The 14,522-nt window shown below is 69.4% G+C and carries 14 protein-coding genes; 8 read left to right on the top strand and 6 right to left on the bottom strand.

The window, feature by feature from the left end:
• Positions 1–360 precede the first annotated feature (360 nt).
• Positions 361–1,068 (top strand): RluA family pseudouridine synthase, encoded by a 708-nt coding sequence (locus tag AC27L4_RS16205; RefSeq protein ID WP_487143265.1) that lies wholly within the window; start codon positions 361–363, stop codon positions 1,066–1,068.
• Between the two features lie 37 nt (positions 1,069–1,105).
• Here AC27L4_RS16205 and AC27L4_RS16200 read toward each other — a convergent pair whose 3' ends face one another.
• Complete coding sequence (locus AC27L4_RS16200; RefSeq protein ID WP_487143264.1) at positions 1,106–1,747, bottom strand: dihydrofolate reductase family protein; 642 nt, start codon at positions 1,745–1,747, stop codon at positions 1,106–1,108.
• A 13-nt stretch (positions 1,748–1,760) separates the two neighbouring features.
• Complete coding sequence (locus AC27L4_RS16195) at positions 1,761–2,546, bottom strand: SDR family NAD(P)-dependent oxidoreductase (protein WP_487143263.1); 786 nt, start codon at positions 2,544–2,546, stop codon at positions 1,761–1,763.
• A gap of 226 nt (positions 2,547–2,772) precedes the next feature.
• Between AC27L4_RS16195 and AC27L4_RS16190 the strand changes: the two genes are divergently transcribed.
• On the top strand, positions 2,773–3,924 hold the full coding sequence (locus tag AC27L4_RS16190) for a Gfo/Idh/MocA family protein (RefSeq protein ID WP_487143262.1): 1,152 nt from the start codon (positions 2,773–2,775) through the stop codon (positions 3,922–3,924).
• 27 nt (positions 3,925–3,951) lie between these two features.
• Here the strand turns inward: AC27L4_RS16190 and AC27L4_RS16185 are convergent, their stop codons facing one another.
• From AC27L4_RS16185 to AC27L4_RS16170, 4 genes are all read right to left on the bottom strand, one after another.
• Positions 3,952–4,929: an NAD(P)-dependent oxidoreductase gene (locus tag AC27L4_RS16185; RefSeq protein ID WP_487143261.1), complete on the bottom strand. Its 978-nt coding sequence runs from the start codon at positions 4,927–4,929 to the stop codon at positions 3,952–3,954.
• A gap of 109 nt (positions 4,930–5,038) precedes the next feature.
• Positions 5,039–5,788 carry a FadR/GntR family transcriptional regulator gene (locus tag AC27L4_RS16180; protein ID WP_487143260.1) on the bottom strand — a complete coding sequence of 250 codons (750 nt, stop codon included), beginning with the start codon at positions 5,786–5,788 and terminating at the stop codon, positions 5,039–5,041.
• Positions 5,785–6,957 (bottom strand): mandelate racemase/muconate lactonizing enzyme family protein, encoded by a 1,173-nt coding sequence (locus AC27L4_RS16175; protein WP_487143259.1) that lies wholly within the window; start codon positions 6,955–6,957, stop codon positions 5,785–5,787. Before AC27L4_RS16175 ends, AC27L4_RS16180 begins: the two co-directional genes overlap by 4 nt.
• A gap of 92 nt (positions 6,958–7,049) precedes the next feature.
• Positions 7,050–7,937, bottom strand: a complete 888-nt coding sequence (locus tag AC27L4_RS16170) for a sugar phosphate isomerase/epimerase family protein (protein WP_487143258.1) — start codon at positions 7,935–7,937, stop codon at positions 7,050–7,052.
• A gap of 402 nt (positions 7,938–8,339) precedes the next feature.
• On the opposite strand from AC27L4_RS16170, the gene AC27L4_RS16165 reads away from it, so the two are divergent.
• The 6 genes from AC27L4_RS16165 (at position 8,340) to AC27L4_RS16140 (ending at position 14,491) form a co-directional block, all read left to right on the top strand.
• Positions 8,340–9,431: an ABC transporter ATP-binding protein gene (locus tag AC27L4_RS16165; RefSeq protein WP_487143257.1), complete on the top strand. Its 1,092-nt coding sequence runs from the start codon at positions 8,340–8,342 to the stop codon at positions 9,429–9,431.
• Positions 9,432–9,471: 40 nt separating this feature from the next.
• Positions 9,472–10,905, top strand: coding sequence for an extracellular solute-binding protein (locus AC27L4_RS16160; protein ID WP_487143256.1), 1,434 nt, complete (start codon positions 9,472–9,474; stop codon positions 10,903–10,905).
• Between the two features lie 160 nt (positions 10,906–11,065).
• Positions 11,066–12,121 carry a carbohydrate ABC transporter permease gene (locus tag AC27L4_RS16155; protein ID WP_487143255.1) on the top strand — a complete coding sequence of 352 codons (1,056 nt, stop codon included), beginning with the start codon at positions 11,066–11,068 and terminating at the stop codon, positions 12,119–12,121.
• 2 nt (positions 12,122–12,123) lie between these two features.
• Complete coding sequence (locus AC27L4_RS16150) at positions 12,124–13,032, top strand: carbohydrate ABC transporter permease (RefSeq protein WP_487143254.1); 909 nt, start codon at positions 12,124–12,126, stop codon at positions 13,030–13,032.
• Between the two features lie 14 nt (positions 13,033–13,046).
• Entirely contained in the window at positions 13,047–14,135 is a 1,089-nt protein-coding gene (locus tag AC27L4_RS16145; protein ID WP_487143253.1) for an ABC transporter ATP-binding protein, read from the top strand.
• Complete coding sequence (locus AC27L4_RS16140; RefSeq protein ID WP_487143252.1) at positions 14,132–14,491, top strand: hypothetical protein; 360 nt, start codon at positions 14,132–14,134, stop codon at positions 14,489–14,491. The genes AC27L4_RS16145 and AC27L4_RS16140 overlap by 4 nt, the downstream gene beginning before the upstream one ends.
• Positions 14,492–14,522: the final 31 nt, after the last annotated feature.

Here is a 14,522-nt window from a genome sequence, read left to right as displayed (position 1 = left end):
GCCTCGGCCGGCCGGGCCGGGTCGGGGCAGGACGTGGCGGCCGGAGCGTCCCCGGCCCTGACGCGATAAGTCAGTTCTGACTGCCTCTCTAGCGCAGGCGGGCGCCAGGGGATAGCCGGTATCGCCGGCGATGATGTCGCGCCGACGGCGGCGACGAAATCCCTGGAGCAAAGCGCGTTTTGGTGGAAACGCGCTTTGCTCCAGCTCCTTGTTTCGACGCGTCTTTGCGACTTGACGCGATTCCGTCAAATCGCAAAACGCTCTGGCGTCGACCGGCGCCGGCGGCTAGAGCAAGGCGTCTTCCGGTGGAAACGCGCCTTGCGAGTCCGTCAAATCGCACGACATTTTGGCTGATCGGCCATGGATATCGACCTCGAAGCCCGCCTGCTCCATCGCGACGGCCTGATGCTGGTGCTGGACAAGCCCGCCGGCCTGCCCGTGCATGCCGGCCCGAAGGGCGGCCCCAACCTGACCGTCATGCTCGACGCCCTGCGCTTCGGCCTGCCGCGCCGGCCGGAGCTGGCGCACCGGCTCGACAAGGACACCTCCGGCTGCCTGGTGCTGGGCCGCCACCCCCGTGCGCTGAAGACGCTCAACGCGCTCTTTGCCGCCGGGACGGTGGAGAAGACCTACTGGGCGGTGGTGGAACGCGGCCCGGCTGAAGCCGAAGGCCGGATCGACCTGGCGCTGGCCAGGCGTTCGCCCGAGCGCGGCTGGTGGATGAAACCCGACCCGGCCGGGCAACCGGCGACGACGCTGTTCCGCGTGCTCGGCCGCGCGGACGGGCTGGCCTGGCTGGAGCTTCGCCCGCTCACCGGCCGCACCCACCAGCTCAGGGTGCACTGCGCCGCCTCCGGCTTCCCGATCCTCGGCGACGAGGTCTACGGCACGGCGCCGCGCTTCGGCGGCGAGCGGCTGCACCTGCACGCCCGCGCCGTCAGCGTGCCGCTCTACCCCAGGAAGCCGCCGATCGGCGTCACCGCGCCGGCGCCGGACCATATGCAGCCGAGGCTGGCGGCGCTGGGATGGCGGGAGGCAGAAGCCGCCGCGCCCGCCATGGAGGGATGAGACCGGCTGCCAAGCCGGGATCGGCAGACGACGCCGGCTATTTCCGCAGGATCAGATGGAGGGCGGCCTCCGTCGAGACATGCTCGACGACCCGGAAGCCCAGCTTCGGCAGGTCGACGCCCTGGAGCAGGTGCTCGCCGGAGCCGAGCAGGACCGGCGAGACGGCAAGGTGGATGTCGTCGACCAGGCCTGCGGCCAGATATTGGCGGATGGTCGCGACGCCGCCGCCGAGGCGCACGTCCTTGCCGCCGGCCGCCGCCTTCGCCTGCTGCAGCGCCTCGCCGATGCCGCCGGTGACGAAATGGAACACCGTGCCGCCGGCCATGGCGACCGGCGCTCGGGCGTAATGGGTCAGGACGAAGACCGGCGCGCGATAGGGCGGCTCCTCGCCCCACCAGCCCTTCCAGCTCTCGTCCGGCCAGGGACCGCGGATCGGGCCGAACATGTTGCGCCCGAGGATCCAGGCGCCGATGTTCTCGAGCCCGCGCCGGGCGAGATCATTGTCCGGACCGGTCGTCCCCTGGCCGTCGCCGAACTCGCTCCGGAACACCTGCGTCGGGATGAACCAGCGGTGCAGGTCGAAGCCGCCGACGCCGAGCGGATTGTCGGCGTCCTGGTTCGGGCCGGCGCCGTAGCCGTCCGCCGAGATGGTGAAAGCATGGACACGCAGCCTGCTCATGGGCATCCCCCGTTCAGTCGACGACCGATCCGCATGTGAGGTTGACGACGGCGCCGGTCATGGCGCCGGCGTGGTCGGAAGCGGCGAAGGCCGCGGCCTCCGCGACCTCGGCGAGCCTCGGGCTGCGCCCGAGGAGGGAGACCTGGCGCGCCCGCTGCTCGAGCATGGCCTCGACCGTGACGCCGGCCCGCCTGGCGAAATCGGCGAAGACGCCGGCCGCATGGGATGTCGGAACCGCTTCGGCGATGGCGTCGGGGCGCAGGCAGACCACCCGGACCCCGCTTGCGCCCAGTTCGCCGGCCAGGAGCCGGGAAAAGGTCTCGACGGCGCCGCAGGTCACGCCGAAGCCGAGGAAGCCGGAGCCGGTGATGCGTGCGCCGGGAGTCGAAAGGGTCAGGATCACGCCCGCGCCACGGCGCGTCATCGCCGGCGCCACGGCCCTGGCGATGTTGAAGTTCGCCCGCATCGATCCGGTGAGCGGAAACATGAAGTCGTCCAGCGAAAGCTCGGCCAAAGGCGGACCCTGGACGTGATGGAAGCCGATGGCGTTGAGGACGATATCGATCCGCCCCGCCCGAGCGAGCACATGCTCCACATGCCGGCCGACCTGATCGGGGTCCATCGCGTCGACCTGCGCCAGGTCGACGTCCCCGCCGAGATCCGCGGCGACCGTCTCCAGTCCGGCACGCGTCCGGCCGGCCAGGAAGAGCCGCGCGCCGTGCCGCGCGAAGGCCCGCGCCGCGGCGCCCCCGATCGCCCCGCCGCCGCCATAGACGACCGCCACCTTGCCCTGCAGCATCGAGGCCTCCCATATGATCTTATGTAGCAACTAGTTGCATTATGAAATCTGATATGTCAAGCCGACGCGCGACGGATCGGATGGGCGACGGCATCCATCGCCAGGCGAACGACGGAAACAGACGGCCTGGCCGGGACATCGCCCCGATCCCTCCCAGCATAGCATTGCCTCCGGCCTCGGCCGAATGCGAACATGGCCGCAACGGGACCAGAGGGAGGACGCCGCCATGGCCGACGACGCACCGCCGCGGCGGATAAGATGGGGCATGGTCGGGGGCGGCCAGGGCGCCTTCATCGGGGAGGTGCACCGGCGCGCGGCGCGGCTCGACGACGGCTACGAGCTCCTGGCCGGGGCGCTCTCCTCCGACCCGGAACGGGCCCGGCTCTCGGCCCGGGACTGCCGCATCGCGCCCGAGCGCGCCTATGCCGACTTCCACGCCATGGCCGAGACCGAGGCGGCACGGCCGGACGGGGTCGAGGCGGTCAGCATCGTCACGCCCAACCATCGCCACTACGAGGCGGCGAAGGCCTTCATCGAGCGCGGCATCCACGTGATCTGCGACAAGCCGCTGGCGACCTCGCTGGCCGAAGCCCGCGACCTCACCGAACGGGCGCGCGCCCGAAACGTGCTGCTCGGCGTCACCTACAATTATTCCGGCTATCCGATGGTCCGCCACGCCCGCGAGCTCGTGCGCAGCGGCGCCATCGGCCGGGTGCGCATGGTGCAGGCCGAGTTCGCGCTCGGCTGGCTGTCGACGGCGCTGGAGGCCGAGGGCGTCAAGCAGGCCTGGCGCACCGATCCGGCCCTGGCGGGACCGAGCGGCGTGGTCGGCGACATCGGCACCCACGCCTATCACCTCGCGCACTTCGTCACCGGCTTGAGGCTCGACGCGGTCGCGGCCGACCTTTCCACCTTCGTCCCCGGCCGGCGGCTGGAGGACAACGCCACGATGATGTTGCGCTACGAGGGCGGGGCGCGCGGGGCGATCTGGGCCAGCATGGTCGCGGCGGGCGAGACGGTCGGGCTGCGCCTGCGGGTCTATGGCGAGACCGGGCACCTCGCCTGGGACCAGGCCTATCCCGACGACCTGCACCTTCGCCCGCTCGACGGCGAGGCGAGGCAGCTGACGCGCGGCGGCAGGCTGTCGACCGCGGCCAAGGCGGCGACGCGCCTCGTCGCCGGCCTGCCCGAGGGTTTTTTCGAGGCCTTCGCCAACCTCTACCGCGACTATGCCGCGGCGATCACGGCTTTGCGCGAGCATGCACCCCTGCCCGAGCCGATCGCGCCGACCGGCGAGGACGGCGTCGCCGGACTTGCCTTCGTCGAGGCGGTGCTGGACTCGGCCCGCCGCGACGGCGCCTGGGTGCGGCCGGGGTGACGGCCCGGCAGGCTCTCCCGACGCTGCTCAGCCGGGGAACCGGGCCCGATAGGCGGCGACGACCTCGGGGTTGACGAAGTTCAGCGGCAGGCCGCCGGCAAGGATGCGCGCCGCCTCCTGCGCCACGCCGACGCCCATGCGCTCCATGCTCTCGCCGGTAATGCCGGCGAGATGCGGGGTCAGCAGCACCGTGTCGAAGCGGAAGAAGGGCTGGTCGGGCGGCAGGGGCTGCGTCGCGAACACGTCGAGCGCCGCGCCGCCGATGCGGCCGGCGGCGAGGGCCTCGACCAGGGCGACCTCGTCGACCACCGGGCCGCGCGCCACGTTGATCAGCAGCGCGTGCGGCCGCATCAGGCCGAGGCGGCGGGCGTCGATCAGGCCGCGGGTCTCGGCGTTGAGCGGGCAGCACAGCACCACGATGTCGCTCGACGCCAGCAGCTCGTCGAGCGGGGCGGCCGTGACGCCGGCCGGCAGCGGCGCGTCCGGACGGCGGCTCGCGGCCAGGATGCGCAGGCCGAAACCGGCGGCGATGGCGGCCGTGGCCCGCCCGACCGCACCGAAGCCGACGATGCCGAGCGTGCGGCCGAAGAGTTCGCCGGCGCCCTCGGCGTGGGCGCGGCCGGCCAGCCAGCCCTGGCCGCGCAGGTCGCGGTCGATGCGGCGGAAGCGGCGGGTCAGCGCCAGCGCCGCGAACAGCACGTATTCGGCGACCGAGCGGGCATTGACGCCGGGGACATTCGCCACCAGCACGCCGGCGGCGGTGGCCGCGTCGATCGGGATCATGTCGACGCCGGCGCCGTGGCGGATGGCGGCGCGCAGCCCCCCGGCCCGCTCGAACAGGACCGGCGGCAGCGGCGCGCGCACGACGACGATGTCGGCCGGCTCGGCCTCGCGCGCCAGGGTCTCGGCATCGAGGGCCGAGGCGACGCGCAGCTCGGCCACGGCCTCGACCATGGCCGCGGCGCGCGGGTGCAGGGCATGGGTGGAATAGACGATCGGCGTCATCAGAACCTCTGGAGCAAAGCGCGTTCTGGTGGAAGCACAGCCTCGCCTCGGCGTCTCGTCTCGACGAGACCTTGCGATCCGACGCGACGGCGCCGGATCGCAAGCCGCTTCAGCGCAGATATTGTCCGGTGGCGAGGCTGAGCCAGGTCTCGGTATGCTCGGCCGCTCCCGGCGCGCCGCCGCGGCCGAGCAGGTCGTGCCAGTAGCTGTTGGCGCCCTTGAGGTGCTCGCTCATCAGGTTCATCGCCGCAATGGCGTCGCGCCGGGCGACGGCCTGGAAGATCGCCTGATGCTCCTCGTGCGACGTGCGGCAGCGGGCGGGATCGCCGAAATAGATGCGCAGCCGGTCGACGGTCATGAGATAGTAGATCTGGACGATGCGGTGGAAGATCGAGTTCTGCGTGGCGCGGACGATCTCCAAGTGGAAGGCGCGGTCCTCCTCGTGGATCGGCTCGCCGGCGGCGATCTTCTCCTCCGAGGCGGCGAGGATCTCGCGCAGCCGGTCGAAATTCTCCAGCGTCGCCCGCTCGCAGGCGAGGCGCACCGCAGTGATCTCGTGGATCTTGCGCATCTCGATCGACTGCTGCACGTCCTGCGCCGTCAGCGGCGCCCCGACCTGGGCATAGAGCGCCAGCGCCTCGACGCTCGCCGCCTCGCGCGCCATGAAGATGCCGGACTTGGCGCGACGCTCGATGACGCGCAGCGCCTCCAGATAGGCCAGCGCCTCGCGAATATGGCCGCGGCTGACCTGGAAGCGCTCGGCCAGCTCGCGCTCGGACGGCACGCGCTCGCCCGGCTCGTATTTCCTGACATGCAGGAACAGAACCAGTTGCGAGACGAGGTCCTTCTGCTCGTTCATGGGGTCTCCACCGCAAACCGCCGCACGATATCCTCGCGGACGGTCACGCCGAGGCCCGGGCGTTCGGGGATGGCGAGCATGCCATCGGCGACGGCGATATCCTCCTCGATCAGGTCATGCAACATCGGGTTGGCGCCCAGCGAATATTCGAGGATATGGCAGGACGGGCTGGCGGCGGCCAGATGCAGGCCGGCGAAGAAGGCCGGCGCGCCGGCCCACAGATGCGGCGCCAGCCGGAGATTGTAGGCGCCGGCCAGGGCATCGATGCGCCGCGCCTCGGTGAGGCCGCCGCAGATGGCGAGATCCGGCTGCAGGATGTCGACGGCGCGGGCGGCGATCAGGTCGCGGAAGTCGAAGCGCGTCTGCTCGCTCTCGCCGGCGGCGATGGGGATGCCGGAAAAGGCGCGGACCTCGGCCATGCCGGCCTTGTCGTCGCCGGTCACCGGCTCCTCGAACCAGGCGATGTCCTCGTCGCGGGCGAGATGGCTGAAGCGCTTGGCCTCGGCCACGGTAAAGGTGCCGTGGGCGTCGACCATGATCTCGATGCCCTCGCCCAGCCGCCGGCGCGCCGCCTTGACCCGCCGCGCCGAGACATGAGCCCGGCCGTCCATGGCGCCGACGCGCATCTTCACCGCCGAGAAGCCGCCGGCCGCGACATAGCCGGCGAGCTGCTCGCCGATGCCGGCCTCGTCGGCCCAGCCGCCGGAGGCATAGGCGGGCAGGCGTTCGGCCCGGCGGCCGCCGAACAGGCGCCAGATCGGCTGGTTCAAGGCCTTGCCGAGAATGTCCCAGCAGGCGATGTCGATCGCGGACAGGGCGGCGACGGTGAGGCCCCGCCGGGCGATTTCCGGCATGGCATGGCCGCGCGCCACCGCATGGTGATGGCGCGTGCCGCTGTAGAGCCAGTCCCAGATCGCCGCGGGCTCGCGCGGATCGCGGCCGACCAGCCGCGGGGCGAGCTCGGCATTGATGAGATGGACGAGGGCGGCGTAGGTGCCGGCGCTGCCGGCGGCGTTCTTGCCCTCGCCCCAGCCGACGAGGCCGTCATCGGTCTCGATGCGCAGGATCGCCGCGTCGAAGGTGCGGATCTGGCCGAAATCGCTGCGGTGCTGGCGCGACTCGGCAATCGGCATCCGCACCCATGTGGCCTCCACCCGCGCGATCCGCATCGGTCCTCCCCGCCCACTCTACCCAAAGGCGGGATACCCGGCCCGCTCCGGCGAGCTGGCACGGGGATCCCGCCGACATGACGGTCCGGCGGCTACTTGATCAGCGGCAGGAGGGTCTCGGCCGACTTGGCGACGAGCATCGAGTAGAACTCCTCGCTGAGCAGGCTCGAGCCGTGGTCCTGAATGAACTTGAGCTGCTCGGGCGAGATGTCGACCGGGCTCTTCTCGATGGCGTCGGGATACTGCGTCGCGGGCGTGCGGTCCACCGGGGCGACGAACTCGACGGTGAGCGCACCGTCATAGCCGACCTCCTTGAGCGTGCCGACGATCTTCTTCCAGTCGAGCGCACCCTGGCCGGGCGCCATGCGGTTGTTGTCGGCGACGTGGAAGTCGACCAAGCGCTTGCCGGCCTTGCGGATCGAGGCGTGCATGTCGGCATCCTCGATGTTGAGGTGGAAGGCGTCGAGGCAGACGCCGCAGTCGGGCCCGATCGCCTCGGCCAGGGCGAGGGCCTGGTCGGCGCGGTTGAGCAGATAGGTCTCGAAGCGGTTGAGCGGCTCGATGCCGACGCGGACGCCCTTCGCCTTGGCGAACTCGTAGCATTCGCCGACGCTCTCGACCAGCCAGCGCCACTCCTCCTCGGGCGTCGCGTCGGGCGTGATCTTGCCGACCGTGACCGGCACCAGCGTGATGATCTCGCCCTCGAGCTCGTGGATCATGGTCAGCACGTCCTTGACGTACTGCACCGAGGCGGCGCGCTGGCGGGTATCCTTGGCGGCGAGGTTGCGCTCGGCCAGCGTCAGCGTCACCGAGCCCCAGCAGCGGATGTTGTACTGCTTGAGCAGGGCCCGCACCGCCTTGGTGTCGTACTGAGCGGGCTCGCCGGAGATCTCGATCGACTCATAGCCGAGCCGGGAGATACGCTTCAGCGTCACTTCCAGCGGCTCGGCCCGCATCCAGTTATGGGTCGACAGGTGCATGACATCCTCCCATGCGGCGCTTTGTTTGGTTGGCCATTTTGGTAGGGCCAGATTTAGCACAGAGGAGGCAAATGTCTGCCCCCTTCTCCGTAATAGGTATTTTTACGTATATAATCTGCAGTGCACCATCGTTTTTTGCACCGCATCCTGGATCTGCGCTTGCCGACAGCCTCATATCTGGTATGACCAGATGAACTGAATTGCGACCAGATTGATCCGCCACAAGAGCGGACATCATCCCGGGGAGGGACGCGTGCCGCATTGCCACTGGTGCCGGGACGATGATGCGGCAGCGCGGAACCGCCGTGGCGCCGGAACGAGCCGGGCCATGACCGCAGGAAGGACGCAGCCGGGATCGCGGCGGCATCCTGCCCTGCCTTCCTCCGGCCGGGGCCGGCGCCCATGACGCGGACCGCCCTGCAGCTCGAGAGTGTTTCCAAGGCCTATGGCCGGGTCCGTGCGCTCGACCGGCTGAGCTTCGGCGTGGCGGAAGGCCGGTTCTTCGTGCTGTTCGGGCCGAGCTCGGTCGGCAAGACCACGGCGCTTCGTACCATCGCCGGCCTGGTGACGCCCGATTCCGGCCGGCTCTCCCTGTTCGGCAGCGACATGACCCGGGCGCCGATCGCCTCGCGCGGCGTGTCGATGGTGTTCCAATCCTTCGCGCTCTATCCGCACCTGACCGTGCGCGAGAACTTCGCCTATCCCTTGCGCGAGGCGAGGACCGCCGCCGCCGAGATCGACCGGCGCGTCACCGAGACCGCGGCCATGCTGCGCCTGTCGCACCGGCTCGACCGCAAGCCGGGCACCCTGTCGGGCGGCGAGCAGCAGCGCGTGGCGCTCGGGCGCTCGCTGATCCGGCGGCCCAAGATCCTGCTGCTCGACGAGCCGCTGACCAATCTCGACGCCAAGCTGCGCCACGACATGCGGGCCGAGCTGAAGCGCCTGCATGCCCAGTTCGGCATGACGATCGTCTATGCCACGCCCGACGAGCTGGAAGCCCTCTCCATGGGCGACGAGATCGCCGTGATGCGCGAGGGCGCGGTGGTGCAGCGCGGCACGCCGGACGACCTCTACGATGCGCCGCGCGATCTCTATGTCGCGGGCAAGATCGGCTCGCCCACCATCAACTTCGTCGACGCGGTGGTGCGGCGTGACGGACGCGGCCTCGACACGCCTTTCGGCGCCCTGCCGCTCGTCGACCGTGCCGCCGAGGCCGGCGAGAAGACGGTGCTCGGCATCCGGCCGAGCGACATCCGCCTCGCCGCGCCGGACGAAACGGCGCTCGCTGCCAGCGTCCATCTGGTCGAGCCGCTCGGCGACATCACCGTGGTGTCGTTCGACGTCGCCGGACAGAGCCTGCGCGTCGTCCTGCCCGAAGCCCGGGCCGTGGGCATGAAGCCCGGCGACGCCGTGCCGCTCACCCTCGACCCCTCGCGAATCCACGTCTTCCGCGCCAGCACCGGCCTCGCCCTGCGCGAGCCGGCGCCGGCGTGACGGAGAGACCAGAACAAGAAACGTCTGGAGGAAACACGATATGATCTGCCGCAGGACATGGCTGGCGCTCGCAGGCGCCACCGCGGTTGCGACGACGATGGCCGCTAGCCCTCTTCCGGCTTTCGCCGAGGAGGTGACGTTGCGCATGGCCGTGCCGGACTGGCCGCCGACGCGCATCATGAAGGACCTGTTCGACAAGCAGTACAAGCCGCCGTCGGGCAACACGGTGAAGCTCGAACTCGACTTCATCCCCTGGCCGGACTACTACACCCGCCTCAATGCCTCGCTCACCTCGGGCGAGAAGAAGTACAATATGGCGGTGTCGGACAGCCAATGGCTCGGCGCCTTCATCGAGGGCGGCTACTACCTGAAGATCAACAAGTTCGTCGACGCCGACCCCGGCCTGCAGGCCGTGTTCCAGGAACTGCACCCGGCCGTGAAGGCCGCCTACTCGACCTATCCCTACAAGTCCGACAATCTCTACGGCTTCCCGCAGATGCCGGACGTGATCATCTCCTACTACCGCAAGGACGTGCTCTGCGACGAGACCGAGCAGAAGGCATTCCAGGCCAAGTACAACGAGAAGCTCCCCTGCACGCCCGAGGAGATGGACGCCATCAGCTGGGACACGTTCGGCAAGATCGGCGAGTTCTTCCAGCGCAAGAAGGGCGACATGCTGGCCGGCAAGCCGCTGGACGATGATTTCTACGGGGTGGAATACCAGTCGGGCAAGGGCTACGACTTCTCCACCAGCCAGGTCGACGTGTTCCTCTGGCAGCACGGCGCCGACATCTGGGACGAGACCAAGGCGCCGAAGGGACATGCCGAGGGCGTGGTCAACTCGCCGGAGGCGGTGAAGGCCTTCGACCACTACCTCTCCTTCCTGAAATACATGCCGCCCGTGGTGAAGACCGGCGGGCTCGACATCTTCAAGACCGACGAGCTCTTCCGCGAAGGCAAGGTCGCGATCAACCTGAACTGGGTCGGCTTCGCCGAGAGCTCGCTCAACCCGGCCACCTCCAAGGTGTCGGACAAGGTCGCCTTCGCCCAGCAGCCCGGCATCAAGGGTCCCGACGGCAAGCTGGTGCGCTGGTCCAACATCGGCGGCCAGCCCTTCGTGCTGATGACATGGAACAGCGATCTCCAGTCGAAGGAAGCGCTCGACTTCGTCAAATGGTGGCTGTCGAAGGAGACGCAGAACGCCTTTGCCGCCGGCGGCGGGCAGAGCGCCATGAAGTCGGTCTATACCGACGCGAAATACAACGACTATCGTCCCTGGAACCGGGCCTATGTCCTCAGCCTCGACTGGCAGAAGGACCTCTGGCACATCCCCGAATTCTACGAGCTCCTGGTGCAGCAGCAGGAGCAGTATGACGCGGCCATCACCGGCAAGCAGGACGCCAAGACCACGCTCGACAATATCGCGGCCTTCCAGGAGAAGCTCCTGAAGGAGGCAGGCCGCATCGAGGACTGAACGGTCCTCACCTCGCGGCGCCGGGCCCCGCGTCCGGCGCCGCCTTTGCCGTCACGGCCCGGAGCACGGCCGCCGGCATCCCGCGCTGCGCGGAGGCGGCAGGCGCGTCGCACGCCCGGGCCGGCGCCGGGGACCATCGCCCACCAAGAGCACCGATCGGATGACCATCCAGACCTTGCCGCCAGCCGCCGCCGGCTCGCCCTTCCTGCAGCTGCGCTGGGGCAATTGGCGCCTCGCCCTCGCCGCAGCCGTCCTGGTGTTCGCCCTGGCGATCCCGCTGCTGCCGCCCGAAGTCTCCTTCTGGCTGTGCGGTGCCGCCGCGGCCCTGGTCGGGCTGACGGCCGTGGTCAATGCCTGGGGGCGCTATCGCGGCGGCCTCCTGGTCGCGCCGGCGATCGCCCTCCTGTTCATCATGAACATCTTCCCGCTGCTCTGGTCCTTCGGCCTCAGCTTCTTCGCCTACCGCGCCAACCGGCAGGCGGCGCCGCGCTTCGTCGGCCTCGCCAATTACGAGAAGGTCATCACCGATCCCGTGGTCTGGGAGCGCCTGCACACCACCGCCATCCTGGTGATCCTCACCGTCTCGGTGCAGATGATCGTCGGCTTCCTGCTGGCCATGCTGTTCTCCAAGCAGTTCCCGCTGCGCCGCTACCTGCTCATCCTGGTGCTGACGCCGATGATGCTGTCCTTCGTCGCGGTCGGCGCCTTCTTCCGCTACTACTACGAGCCGACCTTCGGCCTGCTCAGCCAGTTCGTGCGCCTGTTCACCGGCGAGCCCTACATCCTGATCTCCTCGACCGCCGGCGCCATGGCCGGCATCGTCTTCGCCGACGCCTGGATGTGGGCGCCCTTCGTCATGCTGCTGGTGCTGGCGGGCCTGGTCAGCGTGCCGAAATATCTCTACGAGGCCGCCGCCATCGACCGGGTGTCGGGCTGGCGGCGCTTCTGGTCGATCACCTTCCCCTATATCCGCGGCCTCCTGATGCTGGCGCTGCTGTTCCGCACCATCGAGGCCTTCAAGCTGTTCGACGTGCCCTTCCTGCTCACCGACGGCGGCCAGGGCACGGAGACGATCGCCATCTACGTCTACCGCGTCGCCTTCCAGTTCATCCGCACCTCCGAATCCACCGCGCTTGCCTACATCCTGCTGTTCACGGTGATCGTGCTGACCAACCTCTATCTCTACTTCGCCAACCGCCGCGCGCAGGAGGCCTGACGATGAGCCAGCCCGCCGCCATCCCCCTGCTCGAACGGCTGGGCCTGCGCCGCGCCTCCGGCGTCGGCGAGGCCGGCTGGGGCCGCACCGCGCTCGCCGCGATCGTCAGCCTGATCTACTTCTTCCCGGTGCTGTGGATCATCCTCACCGCCTTCAAGACCAACGCCGATGCGCTGGCGGTGCCGGCCAAGTTCTTCTTCACCCCGACGCTGGACAATTTCGTCGAGGTGTTCAGCCGGGCCTACACCGTCGGCAGCGTGGCGCAGGACACCGGCTACAAGCTCTACTTCTTCAACTCGATCTTCATCGCCGGCACCAGCGTCATCGCCGCGCTGATCATCGGCACGCTCGCCGCCTTCGGCTTCTCGCGCTACCCGCTGAAGGGCAACGACACCTACCTGTTCATGATCCTGACCACGCGCATGCTGCCGGCGATCGTGGTCATCATCCCGATCTTCGTGATGTTCCGCGTCACGGGCCTGGCCGGCACCTATCTGGGCATCATCCTGCTCTACACCGTGTTCAACCTGCCGTTCACGATCTGGATGATGAAGAGCTTCTTCGACGAGCTCTCACTCGACGTCGAGGACGCGGCCCGGCTGGACGGCTCGTCCGACACGAGGGTGTTCTTCAAGATCTGCCTGCCGCAGGTGATCGCGGGCCTGGCCGCCACCGCCGTGTTCGGCCTGATCCTGACCTGGAACGAGTTCCTGTTCTCGCTGCTGCTCTCCGGCGTGGAGACGCGCACCGTGCCGGTCGCCATGGCCCAGACCATCGGCGGCGACATCGGCGTGCGCTGGGGCCTGCTGGCGGCGATCGAGACGCTGTTCCTCATCCCGGTCATCGTCGTCACCTTCGCCCTGCAGAACCACCTGCTGCGCGGCGTGACCTTCGGCACCATCAAGCGCTGAGCCTGGAATCCCGCATGTCGACCATCCAACTCAAGCGGATCACCAAGCGCTTCGGCAGCTTCATGGCGGTGCGCGACGTCGACCTCGACGTCGCCGCCGGCGAGGTGGTGTGCCTGCTCGGCCCGTCCGGCTGCGGCAAGACCACGACGCTGCGCATGATCGCCGGGCTCGAGGCCCTGACCTCCGGCGACGTGGTCATCGCCGGCCGGACCATGAACGCGCTGCCGCCGGAAAAGCGCGACATCGCCATGGTCTTCCAGTTCTACGCCCTCTATCCGGCCCTGACCGTCGGCCAGAACCTCGCCTTCCCGCTGCACTATGAACGGTTGCCGGCGGCGGAGATGAAACGGCGGGTCGACCGGGTCGCCGCCATCCTCCATCTCTCCGACGTGCTCGACCGCCTGCCCGGCCAGATCTCGGAGGGCGAGAAGCAGCGCGTCGCCGTGGCCCGCGCCATCATCCGCGACCCCAACTGCTTCCTGTTCGACGAGCCGCTGTCGCGCCTCGACGTCGAGCTGCGCCAGTCGATGCGCGGCCAGATCAAGGAGGTGCTGCAGGGCCTGTCCAAGGCGACGGTGATCGTCACCCACGACCAACTCGAGGCCCTGACCATGGCCGACCGGGTGGCGATCATGCGCGAGGGCATCATCGAGCAGATCGGCTCGCCGCACGAGGTGTTCGCCCGGCCGGCCAACACCTTCGTCGCCGGCTTCATCGGCACGCCGCAGATGAACCTGATCGAGACCGAGCTGCGCGCCGTCGAGGACGGCCACGCCGTCATCGGCTTCGGCCGGGACATTGTCCGCCTCGAAGTCGATCCGGCGGCCGCCCGGCTGAAGCCGTCGCGGGCCACCATCGGCGTCAGGCCGCGGGCGCTGAGCCCGGTCGACGCCGCGGCGCCCGACACCTTCGCCGCCAAGGCCGAGCTGATCGAGCCGATGGGCGCGGAGACGCTGATCCATGCCCGCGGCTCCGCCGGTCAGGATCTGCGCATCGTCGTGCCGCGCGAGCGGCGCATCCGCGTCGGCGAGGCGCTGCATCTGCGCTGCGACCCGCGGCAGACCCATCTCTTCGACGAAGCCGGGAAGGCGGTGCGAACATGAGCCAGGCGCCAAGCCAGCAGACCGCGGCAACCGCCCCCCGCCGGGTCGCCGGCGGCATGTCCGCCAAGGCGGCGGCCCGGCTCGAGCATGCCATCATCGGCCTCGGCCTGCTGGCGCTGGCGCTGATCTTCCAGCCGCTCAGCCTGCGGCTGTTCTCGATCGGCTGCGGCCTGGTGGTGCTGGCCGGCCTCGTCAACAACCTGCTGCCGCTGGCCAGGCCCGGCGTGCCGGCGCGCTCGGTGGTCAAGGTCGCGCTGGTGGTGGCGCTGATCTTCGTGATCGTCACCGCGCTGGCGATCGGCTCGGCCTGGCTCTACGGCGTCTATCTCGAAGCGCAGCGCGCCGCCCAGGGATGAGGCGCACAGGGAGACGGCCGCCGCGCCGCGA

It is taken from the genome of Labrys sp. Lb11, assembly GCF_057554225.1.
This window is presented reverse-complemented; position numbering and strand designations above follow the sequence as displayed.